Origin of the sequence: Niallia endozanthoxylica (genome assembly GCF_008710145.1) — a bacterium.
GTDB classification, from domain to species: domain Bacteria; phylum Bacillota; class Bacilli; order Bacillales; family Cytobacillaceae; genus Bacillus_BD; species Bacillus_BD endozanthoxylica.
Genome location: NZ_VYKL01000015.1, coordinates 464,495 through 480,273, shown reverse-complemented (window position 1 = coordinate 480,273; position 15,779 = coordinate 464,495). Strand labels below are relative to the sequence as shown.

At 36.8% G+C, this 15,779-nt stretch carries 15 protein-coding genes and 1 other RNA gene; 14 read left to right on the top strand and 2 right to left on the bottom strand.

The window, feature by feature from the left end; genetic code table 11:
• The first annotated feature begins 153 nt into the window (after window positions 1–153).
• The 3 genes from F4V44_RS09450 (at window position 154) to F4V44_RS09440 (ending at window position 2,296) form a co-directional block, all read left to right on the top strand.
• The gene (locus F4V44_RS09450) at window positions 154–1,140 is read left to right on the top strand and encodes a DUF2515 domain-containing protein (protein ID WP_150439742.1); all 987 of its coding nucleotides are present in this window, start codon (window positions 154–156) and stop codon (window positions 1,138–1,140) included.
• Between the two features lie 460 nt (window positions 1,141–1,600).
• Window positions 1,601–1,852 carry a hypothetical protein gene (locus F4V44_RS09445; protein ID WP_150439741.1) on the top strand — a complete coding sequence of 84 codons (252 nt, stop codon included), beginning with the start codon at window positions 1,601–1,603 and terminating at the stop codon, window positions 1,850–1,852.
• 78 nt (window positions 1,853–1,930) lie between these two features.
• Window positions 1,931–2,296 (top strand): DUF1798 family protein, encoded by a 366-nt coding sequence (locus tag F4V44_RS09440; protein ID WP_191090615.1) that lies wholly within the window; start codon window positions 1,931–1,933, stop codon window positions 2,294–2,296.
• Window positions 2,297–2,449: 153 nt separating this feature from the next.
• Here the strand turns inward: F4V44_RS09440 and F4V44_RS09435 are convergent, their stop codons facing one another.
• Complete coding sequence (locus tag F4V44_RS09435; RefSeq protein WP_150439739.1) at window positions 2,450–2,653, bottom strand: YppF family protein; 204 nt, start codon at window positions 2,651–2,653, stop codon at window positions 2,450–2,452.
• Between the two features lie 203 nt (window positions 2,654–2,856).
• Between F4V44_RS09435 and F4V44_RS09430 the strand changes: the two genes are divergently transcribed.
• Window positions 2,857–3,375: a YppG family protein gene (locus F4V44_RS09430; RefSeq protein ID WP_223881844.1), complete on the top strand. Its 519-nt coding sequence runs from the start codon at window positions 2,857–2,859 to the stop codon at window positions 3,373–3,375.
• A 248-nt stretch (window positions 3,376–3,623) separates the two neighbouring features.
• Window positions 3,624–4,916, top strand: a complete 1,293-nt coding sequence (gene hcp, locus F4V44_RS09425; protein WP_150439738.1) for a hydroxylamine reductase — start codon at window positions 3,624–3,626, stop codon at window positions 4,914–4,916.
• A 48-nt stretch (window positions 4,917–4,964) separates the two neighbouring features.
• Here hcp and F4V44_RS09420 read toward each other — a convergent pair whose 3' ends face one another.
• The gene (locus tag F4V44_RS09420; RefSeq protein WP_150439737.1) at window positions 4,965–5,660 is read right to left on the bottom strand and encodes a Crp/Fnr family transcriptional regulator; all 696 of its coding nucleotides are present in this window, start codon (window positions 5,658–5,660) and stop codon (window positions 4,965–4,967) included.
• A 322-nt stretch (window positions 5,661–5,982) separates the two neighbouring features.
• Here F4V44_RS09420 and F4V44_RS09415 point away from each other — a divergent pair, with 322 nt between their 5' ends.
• From F4V44_RS09415 to F4V44_RS09375, 9 genes are all read left to right on the top strand, one after another.
• On the top strand, window positions 5,983–8,262 hold the full coding sequence (locus F4V44_RS09415) for a DEAD/DEAH box helicase (protein WP_150439736.1): 2,280 nt from the start codon (window positions 5,983–5,985) through the stop codon (window positions 8,260–8,262).
• A gap of 11 nt (window positions 8,263–8,273) precedes the next feature.
• Window positions 8,274–9,515, top strand: a complete 1,242-nt coding sequence (locus F4V44_RS09410; protein ID WP_150439735.1) for a ribonuclease H-like domain-containing protein — start codon at window positions 8,274–8,276, stop codon at window positions 9,513–9,515.
• Between the two features lie 370 nt (window positions 9,516–9,885).
• Window positions 9,886–10,191 carry a CotD family spore coat protein gene (locus tag F4V44_RS09405; protein WP_150439734.1) on the top strand — a complete coding sequence of 102 codons (306 nt, stop codon included), beginning with the start codon at window positions 9,886–9,888 and terminating at the stop codon, window positions 10,189–10,191.
• Between the two features lie 161 nt (window positions 10,192–10,352).
• Entirely contained in the window at window positions 10,353–10,916 is a 564-nt protein-coding gene (locus F4V44_RS09400; RefSeq protein WP_223881843.1) for a DUF1273 domain-containing protein, read from the top strand.
• A 119-nt stretch (window positions 10,917–11,035) separates the two neighbouring features.
• Window positions 11,036–11,335, top strand: coding sequence for a cell division regulator GpsB (gene gpsB / locus F4V44_RS09395; RefSeq protein ID WP_150440106.1), 300 nt, complete (start codon window positions 11,036–11,038; stop codon window positions 11,333–11,335).
• Window positions 11,336–11,396: 61 nt separating this feature from the next.
• Window positions 11,397–11,784: RNase P RNA component class B (gene rnpB / locus F4V44_RS09390), an RNA gene on the top strand.
• Between the two features lie 181 nt (window positions 11,785–11,965).
• Window positions 11,966–13,105, top strand: coding sequence for a THUMP domain-containing class I SAM-dependent RNA methyltransferase (locus F4V44_RS09385; RefSeq protein ID WP_150439732.1), 1,140 nt, complete (start codon window positions 11,966–11,968; stop codon window positions 13,103–13,105).
• 126 nt (window positions 13,106–13,231) lie between these two features.
• Window positions 13,232–13,492, top strand: a complete 261-nt coding sequence (locus tag F4V44_RS09380; protein ID WP_150439731.1) for a hypothetical protein — start codon at window positions 13,232–13,234, stop codon at window positions 13,490–13,492.
• Between the two features lie 318 nt (window positions 13,493–13,810).
• Window positions 13,811–15,763 carry an ATP-dependent DNA helicase gene (locus tag F4V44_RS09375; protein WP_191090614.1) on the top strand — a complete coding sequence of 651 codons (1,953 nt, stop codon included), beginning with the start codon at window positions 13,811–13,813 and terminating at the stop codon, window positions 15,761–15,763.
• Window positions 15,764–15,779: the final 16 nt, after the last annotated feature.

Sequence of the window (15,779 nt, the reverse complement as noted above, 5' to 3'; positions counted from 1 at the left end):
ACATTCACCTCACATGCTACTACTTATAATAACAAATATCTGCGCGTTCATGTTGAATAAAAAGAACCATTTAACAAACGATATGAGTACATGAATGGCGGGAACTCTAAACTGCTGCTGTTGACATTTGAAGTATGAGGTAGTGAAAAGTTTATGAAATCAAAATCGGTGTTACAAACATTATCGGTGAACGAACAACTTTTGGTGGAAACGATAAAAAAAGAAACAGACCTTTTTAACATCGACAATATTTGTCGGACAGATGCTTATTTTCGATTTTATAACCAGCATCCGGACATTCATTGGGCTTTATTAGCTTCCATGGTTTCACGGAATGCTGGATGGAATATGTGTGATCTTGAAGGAATATGGTTCCAGCAGCTTTTACAAGAAGAAACGAGAAAAAGGCTTTATAGTACCTATGAAAAGGCAAATTGGTTGATCTTTCAAGATGCTTTTCCACAGCTACTGCTCTACCATTATTCGAAGAAAATGAACAAAGCAAAGTTTCATTTATTAAAATATTTTCATGTTTCTTCATTTATGGAAGGTGAATGGTATTATTTCTGGGAGTATAGAGACTATCAAAGGTTACTGATTTCATTAATTATAAATGAACAGCATGTCATTCATAAACCAGTTATTTGTCACCCGTATTTTCAAAAAAAAGTATTTCGGACATTTATTTTTTTATTTCAAGATTGGTTTCATTTTAGCTCCATTTTATTGCCAACCTGCTCAGGAAATATATATGGAGCAAGTGTGAATGGCTTTAAAAGTGTGCATAGACGAATTGATCTTGGTAAACGGATTGCTTCCATCCTGTTTGATGAATCTCTGTATCCTTCTTTTTATAAGTTTGCTTCTAAAACGGTTCATACAGGCTCAAGATATGACTACGAATGCTATTTTATGAAAGGAAAAAAAAGAGATACCCCATTTTTACGAACGGTTTTTCCTATTATTGAGCCTGTGAAACACTATATGGAAGAGTATGAAGACTGGTCAACTGAAACAAAAATAAAGAAATTATGGTATAAAAAACCGACACATCGTCATCCGATTTTGTTAAACGAATGGTTTTTCCAAAAGCAAAGGAAGATTGAACAGATGGCATTATTAAAACAAGTAATTGACTAATTGAAAAAAGCAAGGAGCAGTCCTTGCTTTTTTATCCCACTCTTAAAGGGCAGTAAGACTCCCACCTTAGAATTCTGGGGATATAAAGAAGATAGGTGGGAGATTCAACTGCCTGTAAAGGTCCGATGGATTTAGCTAACCCCCACTGATGGAAGGTTCACTTTATGTTGAAGGCCGATCTGGACCTTCAAGTTTTTTGTCGCCATAGCCTGGTTTCGTTTCGTTTAGTTTTTTAGGTTGAACTTTATTTTGCTTTTCTTTTTGCCCCATAATTACACCTCCACTACTAGTTTGTTCAATGAGATAGGTTTCATTCTTTTTATTATGTCGAAATAATGTCGAAAAAGAAAAAAATATTCTATCTTTGCCGAATGCTAACTAGTTTTGTCAAGCAGGAAGGAAGGTAAAAAGAAATGGAGAATTACTATTATACAAAAGTTCAAAGGGAGGCAGATAAATCATGAAAACAACTGTTATTGGAAAAGAAGAACTCATTGACATGTTTGAAAATATCCATAATCAGCTGGAGCAATTGGAGAACTCTATAAAGACCAATATGTCACAAGAACAGTCCGAATGGCAAAGCCGACTGGAAAAACGATTTGATTTATGTGGCAAACAGTTGGAATCAATTGAAATGAAAATGACCTCCGTAAAAGAACGCCAGGAACAGTCTAAAAAAAATCCTTTACAATTGACACTAAGTTATTAATTATATTAATAAGCAGGGAAGCTATTAGGGCTTCTCTATTTTATTTCAAGAAAAATATCATTGGAGATGAGAGTAATTTTGATTCAAGATTTATTAAAGAAAACTGAAGTCCTATTAGAGTATTGCCGCACGGCTATGGATATTTTTGAAAAAACAAAAGAAACAAATATAGAAGGTGATTTTCATCAAGAAGTGGTACCTTTTACTAATAAAGTGAAAATAGAACTAGATATCTGGTATCCTGCAGTTAAGGACTGGATTACTTCTGTCCGGCCTCCTCACTTACACGTGGAACAAATGGAGTCGGTAAAAGAGCAGCTTGAAACCATTACGGTACAGGCCTTTTTTCCATTAACAAGTAAAACTCGTTTTTACAATACAGTCCAATCGGCAGAGTTTGTGTTAAAAGCAGTCCTAAAGGAATTAAAGGATGATTATGTATAAATGTTAGGCAAAAAGAAAAGGAAGGATTCGTCGTGCGAAAACTTCCTTTTCTCAAGTATTAATGCGTTTGTAAACTTTGGTAGCATGTGGTGAATACAATAATAGATAATTATATGGGATGTTTATTTTGAAGGTTAATCTATGTTTGAGGTGTTAATGGATAAGAGAATTATCGATGAATATATCAGGAAATTTTGCTCCTAATTTTTCTAGTTCACGAACAAGATTTCGGTATTCAATGATTGATATTTTATTTTGCACATATTCTTTCTTCGTAAAGTCTAATAATTCATTTACATCATCAGGAAAATAATCACGTATTTGTAAGAATTTTAATTTTAGTTCGTGAATAGTCATGTGTATTCCTCCTTTCTTTGTTACCTTATTTTAACATAATTTAAGAAAAGTTATTATTTTTAAAATATTTAGACTTAAGACAAAAAAACCCAAGAGCCGACGTAATCCGATAAAAAAGATATGTAACCATATACACTGTCACCACCTGGGCACTCCTATCATATGATTTATATCAGAACGAAACTAAAGGAGGGGGACTGCCCATGTATGGTCCAAGGTTGAGATATGGTCATTACATTGGATATCATTCTATGCCGTATTCAGCAAATAAATTCATCAATCTTGAGATGAGACAGCATCCATACCCTATCATGCAGGGAATGAATGGGATTCAGCAAGCAATTGATCATCCACCTATAAATCCCTATTTGATTCAAGGAAACCCCTATTACTATCCACCTGCCCAGGGGGCTGCAGGGTATAACCAACAATCGTCCTTTTCGCAAAATGTTTTTCATAACCCGCTTCAGGATAAAGATGAATCGTATGTTCAGATGCAGCAGCCAATGCAAGCCAATGGTTATCCCTATATGAATCCTTATCCAAAGGGGTCTTTTCTTGCAACGCCTCCATCAGGCATGAAGTCGGTGTTAAATTCGTTTAAATCCCAGGATGGATCATTAGACATTAATAAAATGGTTGACACAGCAGGACAAATGATTAATGCCGTTAGTCAAGTATCGTCAGTTGTAAAAGGATTTGGAGGAATGTTTAAAGCTTAAAGTAAAGAGCGGAATAGTAATAAATGAAACGGTCTGTTTATTAGGCCGTTTTTTATGTTGTTTTTTACATACTTAGGTATTTATATTACCAGGACTTTAATCACGTATTGTCACAACTTGTTCAAAAACTATCGTATAAATAGTGAAGATTTTATGACAATCAATAAAGGTGTGACTTGAATCACAGGTGAATAAATTTTCAGAAGGTAAACTGGTTAAGAATTCGAGTGAGAGAGGGGATTTGTAAAATGTTTTGTTACCAATGTGAACAAACACCTACAGGGGGATGTAAAGTTATTGGTGTTTGTGGAAAAGATGAAACCATTGCCAGTCTGCAGGATACGATTATTTTTGGTTTAAAAGGTATTGCTGCCTATAGGACACACGCTAACCAATTAGGATATACAGATTCATTTGTTGATGCTACAACTCATGAAGCATTATATATGACATTAACAAACTCAAACTTTAATGTTCAAGAGCATATTGAAATGGCTATGAAGGTCGGGAAATCTGCTGTCCGTATTATGGAAGTACTTGATGAAGCGCATACAAAATTATTAGGTATTCCTAAGCCTGTTCGTGTTTCACAAAACAAAATTGAAGGTAAAAGTATTGTTGTTACAGGTCATAATTTATTTGCCCTAGAGCAGCTATTAAAGCAAACGGAAGGAAAAGGAATTAATATTTATACACATTCAGAAATGCTTCCGGCCCATGGATATCCACAATTAAAGAAATACTCCCATTTAAAAGGAAATATCGGAAAAGCATGGTATGATCAACGCCGATTATTCGAGAGATTTCCTGGTGCTATTTTGGCAACAACAAACTGTGTTATGCCGATAAAAGGTACTTACGCTGATCGTATGTTCTCTTATGAAGTGGCAGGTCTTGAAAATGTTCAAAAGATTGTGAATGAAGATTTCAGCCCATTGATTAATCGTGCGTTAGAGCTTCCTGAAGCAAATATTGAGTCTGATGAAACATTAATTACAGGTTTCCATCATGAAACCGTTCTTGGTTTGGCACCGGAAGTTATTGCTGCTGTTAAGGAAGGGAAAATCAAGCGCTTCTTCGTAATAGCTGGATGTGACGCTCCAGGAAAAGGCGGAGAATATTACCGTGAATTAGCCACTTCACTACCTCCTGAAACAGTGATTTTAACTACATCTTGCGGAAAATTCCGTTTTAATGATGTTGATTATGGAACAGTTCCAGGTACTGATATTCCGCGTTATATTGATCTAGGGCAATGTAATAACTCTGGTTCTACAATAAAAATTGCAAAGGCTTTGGCAGATGCTTTTGAATGTGAAATTAATGAACTGCCTGTAAGCATCGTACTCTCCTGGTTTGAACAAAAAGCGGTTGCTATTTTACTAGGTTTATTCAGCCTTGGCATTCAGGACATCCGCATTGGACCTAAACCGCCTGAATTTATTTCAGAGGGAGTAATGAATGTATTACAAGAGACATTTAATTTAAAATTAATCGGAACTGCTGAAGAAGATATGAAAGAAATGCTTCAATTAAATTAATATAAAAAGAAGAGAGTGTATTCATGCACTCTCTTCTTTTGCAGTCTATTAAGAAAATAACTCCTCATCTAAAAGTTCAGCGTCAAATAGTAAAGCGCTGTCTGAATCGGTTTCAATCAGCTTATCTTTCTTAAGCTTTGTTAATGTACGGCTGACGGTTTCTCTTGTTGTCCCAATCATATTAGCCAAATCACGGTTGGTAAATTCACCTTTTAGAAGGGTTCGACCATCGTCTAATTGTTGTCCATGTTCCTTTCCAAGCCTTAGAAGGAGCTTAATAATTTGCTGATAGGTATTATTTAGAATTTGTGATTCCAAACGTTCCTGCAAATCAACAATTTTTTCCCCTAATACTTTAAAAACCTTAATACATAGCTCCGGATTATCAATTAAAACTCTTTCAAATTGAGTAATCGGTACTACGACCAGGGTCGCGTTTTCTAGCACTTCCGAAAAGGCCGGATAGCCGCCTTTTCGAAAAAAACCGACATGTGGAAACATATCTCCCTTTTTTAAAATAGAAACAATTTGTTCTTTGCCATTTACATCTGTTTTGTATATTTTTACCTTGCCGTCATATATAAAATAAACATTTTCAAGAGGTTCATCCTGCAAAAAAACATGACTACCTTTATTCCACTCTCTTGAAATAGAAATTTCTACAATTTTATCTATTTCTTGTTTGTCTAAATCACGGAACAGGTTAAAATCAGATAAAACCTTTTCAATTTGCTCTTTGTTCATGCCGACACCTCAATTATATTTCTTACATCTATTGTAACAAAAAAGACAAAAAACGTCTTATTTACTTATTTAAGATTGAAAAATATATAATAGCCTTGATAACTCTATTATAAAGAACGTTTATTCGATAATCTTTGTTTATTAACATTGTTGGCTTTTGACTCATTTTCTCCTGTTACTTTCTAACCATACAGCCGTCTTTCAGCTATGCTGAAAGACGTGAGAAATGTCCAGTTCTCACGGATGAGTCAAAAATCTGACGTATCAGTATTATTCCTTAACATAGCCATTTGGTAAAATAGTGTTTATGAGGTGAAATGGAATGAATCTTCGAAAAAGTATGCAAGAAATAATGAATCAACTGAAACTTACAGATGATTATAAAGAAAATATCGTTCATTGGCAGACAATGGAGGCCAAGGAAGCGAAAACAGTTGATTTTCCAACCGCAATACATCCTTCACTTAAATCTGCATTACAGGGCCGGGGGATTCAGACATTATATACTCATCAAAGAGAAGCGTATGAATCGGTAATGGACAATAAAAGTATTGTGGCTGTGACCCCAACTGCTTCAGGGAAGACATTATGTTACAACCTTCCTGTTCTGGAAACAATTATTCGCAACCCGAATGCAAGGGCGCTCTACATGTTTCCAACAAAGGCGCTTGCCCAGGATCAAAAGAGTGAGATAAATGAATTGATTCAGGAAGCAGGCCTTTCAATTAACAGCTATACATATGATGGTGATACACCTGCAAGTATTCGGCAAAAGGTAAGAAAGGCAGGGCATATTGTCATCACGAATCCAGATATGCTCCATTCTGCGATTTTGCCTCACCATACGAAATGGGTATCACTATTTGAGAATTTAAAATATGTCATTATTGATGAGCTCCATATCTATCGAGGTGTTTTTGGGAGTCATGTAGCCAATGTTATCAGACGTTTAAAAAGAATTTGTCAGTATTACGGAAGTAATCCGATATTTATTTGTACGTCTGCAACCATTGCAAACCCGCTCGAGCTAGCCGAAACATTAACAGAAAAAACAATGGTTCTCATAAATAATAATGGGGCACCGAGCGGGGTAAAACATTTTTTATTCTATAATCCCCCAATTGTCAATAAACCGCTTAATATTCGAAGGAGTGCCACACTTGAGGTACGAAAACTGGCTGCTGAACTGCTGAAGAATAGGATACAAACGATTATATTTGCCCGCAGCAGAGTCAGAGTAGAAATCCTCCTAACGTATTTAAAGGAGCTCGTGAAGTATCAGCTTGGACCTAAAGCTATTAGAGGTTACCGAGGAGGTTATCTACCGACTGAACGTCGTGAGATTGAAAATGGTTTGCGTTCAGGAGATATATATGGTGTTGTGAGTACGAATGCCTTAGAGCTCGGAGTAGATATCGGTCAGTTGCAGGTATGCATTATGACAGGTTATCCGGGGACCATTGCGAGTGCTTGGCAGCAGGCAGGGAGGGCTGGCAGAAGACACGGTGAATCATTGGTCATCATGGTAGCCAGCTCTAGTCCGTTAGATCAATACATCATCGGGCATCCGGAATATTTTTTCAATCGCAGCCCGGAAAGTGCCAGAATCAATCCGGACAATTTGATCATTTTAGTTGATCATATGAAATGTGCGGCGTATGAGCTTCCATTTAAGGAAGGGGAAGACTTTGGGCAGGTTCAAACGGATGAAATACTTGAATATTTAGGGGAGGAACGAATTTTATTTAAAAATGGTGAGAAATGGTATTGGATGAATGATTCTTTCCCTGCCCATAATATTTCCCTGCGATCTGCTTCACAGGAAAATGTTGTGATTATTGACATTTCCGAAACTGCTAATGCACGGGTCATCGGTGAAATGGATCGTTTTTCAGCTATGACGCTTCTTCATGAAGAAGCGATTTACCTGCATCAAGGAGTTCAATACCAGGTTGAAACACTTGATTGGGAGGAAAAAAAGGCATTTGTCCGCGAAGTGGCGGTGGATTACTATACAGATGCAAATCTGGCGGTTGAACTAAAGGTGCTTGAAATGGATAAGCTTAGACAAAACGATTATTTGGAAGTCGGCTATGGTGATGTAAGTGTTCTGGCAATGGCAACGATTTTTAAAAAGATTAAATTTGAGACACATGAAAATATTGGTTCTGGTCCGATTTCACTTCCAGAGGCAGAACTGCATACGAGTTCTGCCTGGATATCCTTAAATAAAGATATGAGCGGCCTCAGTGAGGAAAGGCTTGATCAAGGTTTAATTGGCATGGCTCATTCTCTAAAACATATTGCGCCGCTTTTTGTTATGTGTGATTCCCAGGATATCCATGTTGTACCCCAAGTGAAGGCAGCTCATAACGAGAAACCGACCATTTTTTTCTATGACCGTTATCCGGGCGGAATTGGGTTAAGTGATAAAATCTATCAAGGGATTGAAACCATTATATTTGAAGCAAAAAAAATGGTGGAGAGCTGTCCTTGTGACCAAGGTTGTCCTTCTTGTATTGGAATGGATGCACAAACAGAGTCGGCAAAACATGATACTATAAAGCTGTTAGCTTTATTTCAAAATTCAACTTTATCCTAGGTGAATAAATCATGTCTATTAAAAATAAATTGAATCGCTTAAAATCGCATATGACAACGAAGACAAATACGCAAAGAATAGAAACACCTCCTTCTTCATTGATTACAAAAAGGGAGGACATTCCGTTTCTTGATATTTGGAAGCAGGCCGGGGTATATCCTTATTATACAGATTCTGATTATTGTTTAATCAGAGAAGTAACGTATCCGCTTGAGACACAGCATGGTAAATACCGTTTTGCTGATTATTTGCTTGCGGTAGATGCATGGAACGACCGCAGTCTCACGCATCCGTTGTCTGCTAAAGGTCATCAACCTGATGAATTATTTTTTTTCGATACGGAAACAACAGGACTCGGCGGCGGGGCGGGAAATACTATTTTTCTACTTGGACATGCAAGCTTTAACGGTAAGGAAATTGTCTTGAAGCAGCATATTTTACCCCAGCCTGGTTCTGAAGTACCGCTGTATTTAAGTTTTTTAGAGAATATAGATTATGCAAAAATGGTTACCTACAATGGAAAGGCCTTTGATTGGCCGCAGGTTAAAACAAGACATACGCTGATAAGGGAGCATGTCCCGAAGCTGCCGCCATTTGGACATTTTGATCTATATCATGCCTCTAGAAGAATATGGAAACATCGGCTGGAGAGTGTTAAACTTTCAATTGTTGAAAAAGAAGTATTAGCATTTGAAAGAGTTGATGACGTACCTGGTTTTTTAGCGCCAATGATTTATTTTGACTTTGTCGAAAGACAACATCCAGAAGGTTTGATTGGCATTCTTCAACATAATGAAAAGGATATTTTATCATTAATAACACTATATACTCACCTATCCTTTCAGCTTTTAGGTATTGATCAAATGCAGACAAAAAAGGAAAGCTTTGAAGTGGGCCGATGGTATTCCTATCTTGGAGAAACAGATGCCGCAGAAAAAGTATTTTCAAAGCTGTCAGAAGGAAATGAGGCAGAAGCGGTAAAGGCGAAGCACGCCCTTGCCTTTCAAGCCAAAAAGAAACAAAATTGGCAGGAGGCTGTCCGTATCTGGGAAGATGTCGCAGATCAGGGTAATACAAGTATTCAAATGGATGCTTGTATTGAATTAGCCAAAATATTCGAGCATCGCTGCAAAAATGTGGATAGAGCTATATATTTTACAGAAAAGGCATTAGAGATTTACAGCAATCAAAATGATCGGTTATATGAAGAACTACTGAAAAGATTGAATCGATTGAAGAGAAAACGACAATGAAAGCAAATTGTTTTGTCTAAAAGGTGTCATGATTATTTTTTTCTGCCATATAGGTTAATTTACAGTTGTTTGTCGTCCCGCTAGAGAGTAAAATAATAAATTGTTGGATTTATAAGATATAAATGAGTGAGGCGGGAAACAATGTATAAAGCTATTTTGTATCTCTTTTTTGTTGTTATTGGTTTAACTGCCATTATTTTTACAAGCTTTAAAGATAACTTTTATGCAATATTTTAGGATGGGTAAAATTGGGAAAATGATTTAATAAACAATGAGTACACAAATTTAGGTGTATTCATTAGTACAAGATATCTCCGATTATCATAGGTTATTAATGTAAGATAAACTCATGATGAAAGGAGAAAATAATATGTATTGCAGACCGACAAAAGTTTTACCAGCAATTGTTTGTCCGACAAAATGTTGTGTAAATCATAGTAATGAAAATATCATCGTTCCAGTTGTTCATCCTTCACATACAACGAATGTTCACCATACAAACTATCAATATCAGCATCATTTTCCTCATACTCAATCTTTTGTGAATGAGGTGACAAAAACAGACATCGGTCCTGTACCGGGTCCGCCGCCTGCACCGACAACTGGCTTTGGCCCAACAGGATTTCCTGGCTATCGGCCTCCTGGTTTTAGACCAAGACCTGGATTTTTTAGATAGTAATGAAAACAAGGGCCGCTAGCAGCCCTTGTTTTTTCTTTAAGATTTGTTTATTAACATGGTTGATTTTTGACTCATCTAAGCTGTATTGTCATGAAACAGTAAGAGAAAATGACATGAAATTAGTTAGCTATATTTTAAGGAGAATAGGTGGGAGGGAATTGGTAAAGGTTGCAGCAGTTTCAGGGTATAAACCCTTCGAACTCGGTATTTTTAAGAATAATCATCCAGCCGTTCCATACATAAAAAAGGCGATTCACAATTGCTTAAAGGGTATGCTTGAGGAAGGACTTGAATGGGTGTTAATTTCAGGACAGCTTGGAACAGAACTTTGGGCAGCAGAAGTGGTGTATGAACTGAGGGAAACAGAATATCCTGATTTAAAGCTGGCTATCATTACACCTTTTCTTGAGCAAGAGGCATCCTGGAGTGAGTCTAATAAAGAATGGTATGAATCGATTCTAATGGAAGCCGATTTTGTCGATTCAGTTTCCCATCGGCCATATGAAAAACCATGGCAATTTCGTATGAAAAACCAATTTCATATTGAAAAAAGTGATATAATGCTGCTTTTTTATGATCTTGAAAAAATAGGCAGCCCTCAATTTATCTACAATATGGCAAAACGCTATCAGGAAAGTCATGAATATGAGATTCGCATCATACAATTTTTAGATCTGCAACTCTTGGCAGAAGAAGAACAATGGGATCAAGATGGCTTTTAATTAAAAGGCTGTTAGGTCAATAACTAGCTATGAAATAGCCTGTTATTAAAGAAAAATTGACAAATACACATATTTTTGAAAAAATATACATTACATGGGCTATGGTTGAGGTGAGAATGATGCTTGCTGATAAAGTGAAATTGACGGCAAAGGATATATTGGAGAAAGAATTTAAAACAGCCATGAGAGGTTATAAACCAGAAGATGTAGATAAGTTTCTTGATCTTATCATAAAGGATTATGAAACCTTTCATCAGGAAATCGAAGAATTGCAGCAGGAAAATATGCGTTTGAGAAAACAAGTAGAAGATGCTGCGAAGCGGCCGACAACGCAAACTGCCGGTACAACTAACTTTGATATTTTGAAACGGTTATCGAATCTGGAAAAGCATGTTTTTGGAAGTAAATTGTACGAATAACTATTATTGCTATTGTTATTAATATGAAGTTTTATTATAATGTATTTTGTGATCATTAATAGCGTTCGGGTAATCGCTGTACGGTTTAATCGTGCAGAGGAAAGTCCATGCTCGCACAGACTGAGATGTCTGTAGTGTTCGTGCCTGGCGAATTCATAAGCCAGGGCAGCTTGCTTGCAGGCTGACGGCAGGGAAAATACCTAAGTCTAACTAGATATGGTATGAATACCTTGAAGGTGCCACAGTGACGTAGCCTTTTCAGAAATGAAAAGGGTGGAACGAGGTAAACCCCGCGAGCGAGAAACCCAAATTATGGTAGGGGCACTTTCTCAGAGGAAATGAACGAAGAGAAGGACGGATGATGTATCATCTGTAGATAGATGATTACCACCTGAGTACAAGACTTAGGGTCGCTTGCAGTACAAAGGAACAAAACATGGCTTATAGAACGTTATTAATGTCTGATACAATATTCACAAGCTCTCCCGAGAAGGAGAGCTTTTCTTAATAATAGAAGATGCTCAAATTCGTTTTTTGAACAGTGTTTTTGGGCTACACTAAATAAATATAGCGGAAAATAAGAATACATAGATACTGTTATACAATTAAGCGATTGGTAAGGGTGAAAACATGGCGAATTATGAATTGATAGCTACTTCTGCAATGGGTCTTGAAGCCATTGTTGCAAAGGAAGTACGGGAATTAGGATATGAATGTCAAGTTGAAAACAGCCGGATTACGTTTCAAGGTGATGAAAGAGCCATTGCGAAAAGCAATCTTTGGTTACGAACAGCAGACCGGGTGAAGCTAAAGATTGGGGAGTTTAAGGCTACAAGCTTTGATGAGTTATTTGAGAAAACAAAGGCTTTACCTTGGGAGAAGTTTCTTCCGGAAAATGCAGAATTCCCTGTCTCAGGTAAATCGGTTAAATCAAAGCTTTTTAGTGTCTCTGATTGCCAGGCTATTGTAAAAAAAGCAATTGTTGAACGAATGAAGCATCATTATAAAAAAAACGGATGGTTCGAAGAAAATGGTCCGCTGTTTAAAATTGAAGTTGCTTTACATAAGGATATAGCTTTATTAACAATTGATACAAGTGGAAGTGGTCTCCATAAAAGAGGCTATAGAGTTGGGCAAGGGGAAGCCCCATTAAAGGAAACTTTGGCTGCGGCCTTAGTACTCCTAACAAATTGGACACCAGACCGTCCGTTTGTCGACCCGTTTTGCGGCTCTGGCACGATTCCGATTGAAGCAGCGTTAATCGGACAGAATATTGCTCCAGGCTTTAATCGTGAATTTGTTTCGGAAAGCTGGAATTGGATTGATCAAAAGGTTTGGGATGATGCTAGAGTTGAGGTGGAGGACCTTGCTAAGTATAATCAGCCATTAGATATTACCGGATCTGATATTGATCACCGTCTTGTCAATATTGCTAAAGAAAATGCCTTTGAAGCTGGTCTTGGGGATCTTATCACTTATAAACAAATGCGCGTACAGGATTTCACGACGCAAAAAGAGTATGGAGTTTTGGTAGGAAATCCACCATATGGAGAACGATTAGGAGAGAAAGCGGCAGTACATCAAATGTATAGAGAAATGGGTCAGGCTTTTTCTAATTTAGATACTTGGTCCATTTATATGCTGACATCTGAAGAAGAATTTGAAACTTATTTCGGTAAAAAGACAACAAAAAAACGGAAGCTCTTTAACGGATTTATCCGAACGGATTATTATCAATACTGGGGCAAAAGACCTCCGCGTGAAAATTGAGAAATATAAAGCGGCTGCATACTAAATAATAGATGAAAAGATTGTATAGATGCCGTTCCATTCTTGTCCAAGCCGAGTAATATGTACTATGAGTATTACTAGAAATGGTAGAATGGAGGGAATCATATGTATGAATTTTTACATTTAGTTGTTATCCCGCTTATCATTGGAATGGTTGAAATCATAAAAAAAGCAGGTTTACCTGTGCAATTTTCACCAATAGTAGCTGTAGCAATTGGTTTGTTCTTCGGTATCTTCTATTTAGATACGTTAAAAGAAGGCATTATTGTTGGTCTTATGGTAGGATTGTCAGCTTCCGGCCTATATAGCGGCGGTAAAAATCTCCGTAATGGACATGATTACGATAAGCAAAGTAATAAAATGTAAAGGCAGTTTGTTTTAAGAAAAAGTTTTGTTTACTAACATTGTTGATTTTTGACTCATCTAAAGCTATATGGTTAGGAAGTGACAGGAGAAAATTCATTTTCTCCTGTCACTTCCTAACCATATAGCAACCTTTCAGCATAGCTGAAAGGCGTGAGAAATGGACATTTCTCACGGATGAGTCAAAAATCTGACTTAACAACATTATTCGTTAACATAACCAGAAAAAAATGTATTTCATGTTAACTGTTTGTTATAATAAGACAGTTGTGAAAAAGCGTCTTTCATCGAAAGGCGCTTTCGCTATTATAATTTGGAGGAATGACGTTGCAGAATCGGATACCTTTTGAACTATCAAAAACGGAATCATTTTTTGAGAAATTAGGCGAATGGATTGGGGATGTTTTTTATGATAGGCTTCCCGAAGCAGGTTTTGAATTAAGAGATGAACAAATTTATATGGCATTTCAACTCGAAAAGGCGTTTAAAGAAAAAACAGTTATGTTTGCCGAAGCAGGAGTTGGAACAGGAAAAACCATTGTCTATCTTTTATATGCCATCTGCTATGCAAGGTACACAAATCAGCCCGCTATTATTGCATGCGCAGATGAAACATTAATAGAGCAGCTTGTGAAAAAAGAAGGAGATATTGCCAAAATTGAAAAGGCCTTATCTTTACATATAGACGTAAGACTAGCTAAATCGAGAGATCAATACCTATGTCTGAATAAACTCGACAAACTTATCACTAGCAGCGATGAAGAAGCTTTTCATATCATCCATGATCGTCTTCCTGAATTTATACATGGAAGCCAATCCTTACAAACCTTTGAAAAATATGGTGATCGAAAGGATTATCCTGAATTAACAGATGAACAGTGGGCGAAAATTGGCTGGGATTCACTTGAAGACTGCTTTACTTGTGAAAACAGACATCGATGCGGGCAAACTTTACATCGGGATTGGTACCGACATTCGAAGGATTTAATTATATGCTCACATGATTTTTACATGGAGCATATTTGGACAAAGGAATCACGAAAACGGGAAGGACAATTACCGCTCTTGCCTGAACATTCATGTGTTGTGTTTGACGAAGGACATTTATTGGAGTTTGCTAGTCAAAAGGCATTAACATACCGGTTTAGCGAACGGATTCTTGAAATACTTTTAACAAAGCTGATGGCAAATGATGTAAGGGAAAACACACTTTACACCATTGAGGACCTGCTTATACAAAATGAGCAATTCTTTTATGAGTTGAAACAGTCTGCTTATTTTAATGAAGGGTCTGATAAGCTTACTATTGAAAAAAATGCTGCTGTCATTGCAAATGGAAAACAATTGCATTCACTTATAAACACTCTTGAAGAGGAGCTTGTTTTCGAAAGTGAAATGTATACAATTAATGAGTACGAATTAAAGATTGTTGAGGAATATCTTGAACAAATATCCTATTCTTTATCATTATTTTTAAAAGAGCTGACTGGCATTACCTGGCTTGAAGACTATGAAGGAGAAAGAACATTAGTCATCATGCCTCGGCTTGTACAAGAGATTATGAAGGAAGAAGTATTTTCTATTAGAAAGCCATATATTTTCTCTTCCGCTACTCTTTCCGAAAATAAGTCATTTGATTATATTGCTCATTCCTTAGGAATTGAACACTATCTTTCTTGTCAGGTAGCATCACCATTTGATTATGAAGAAAATATGATGATCAAAATGCCGGCGTTTGCTCACGGTGCATTGTCAGAAAAATGTCTCTATACACTTGAACAGATAAGGCGAACAGATGGACGAGCACTTGTATTATTTTCCACACCAACAGAATTAACTGCATTTAAATTGTTTTGTCAGGAGAAGGAGCTGTCCTTTCCGATTTATTATGAGGGAGATGCGGAGATTAGCACGCTTGTTTCACAATTTCAAAATGAAGTGGATTCCGTGCTTTGCTCGCTGCATTTATGGGAAGGACTTGACATACCTGGACAGTCATTGGAAAATGTCATTATCTTTTCTTTACCGTTTCCTCCAAACGATCCTGTGTTCACTGCAAAACGCAATGCTGTTTCAAATCCGTTTTTTGAAGTGGATTTACCCTATATGCTGCTTCGTTTGCGTCAGGGAATCGGGCGATTGATTCGAACGCATGAAGATAAAGGGATTGTTCACATCCTGATAAATAAAGAAGAGGATAGACAGGTGATTGAAGCTGTACTTTCTATTTTACCGGTAAAAATATCAACTGAACAAAGGGAATGGAATCGTTAATACTATCTATGACAAC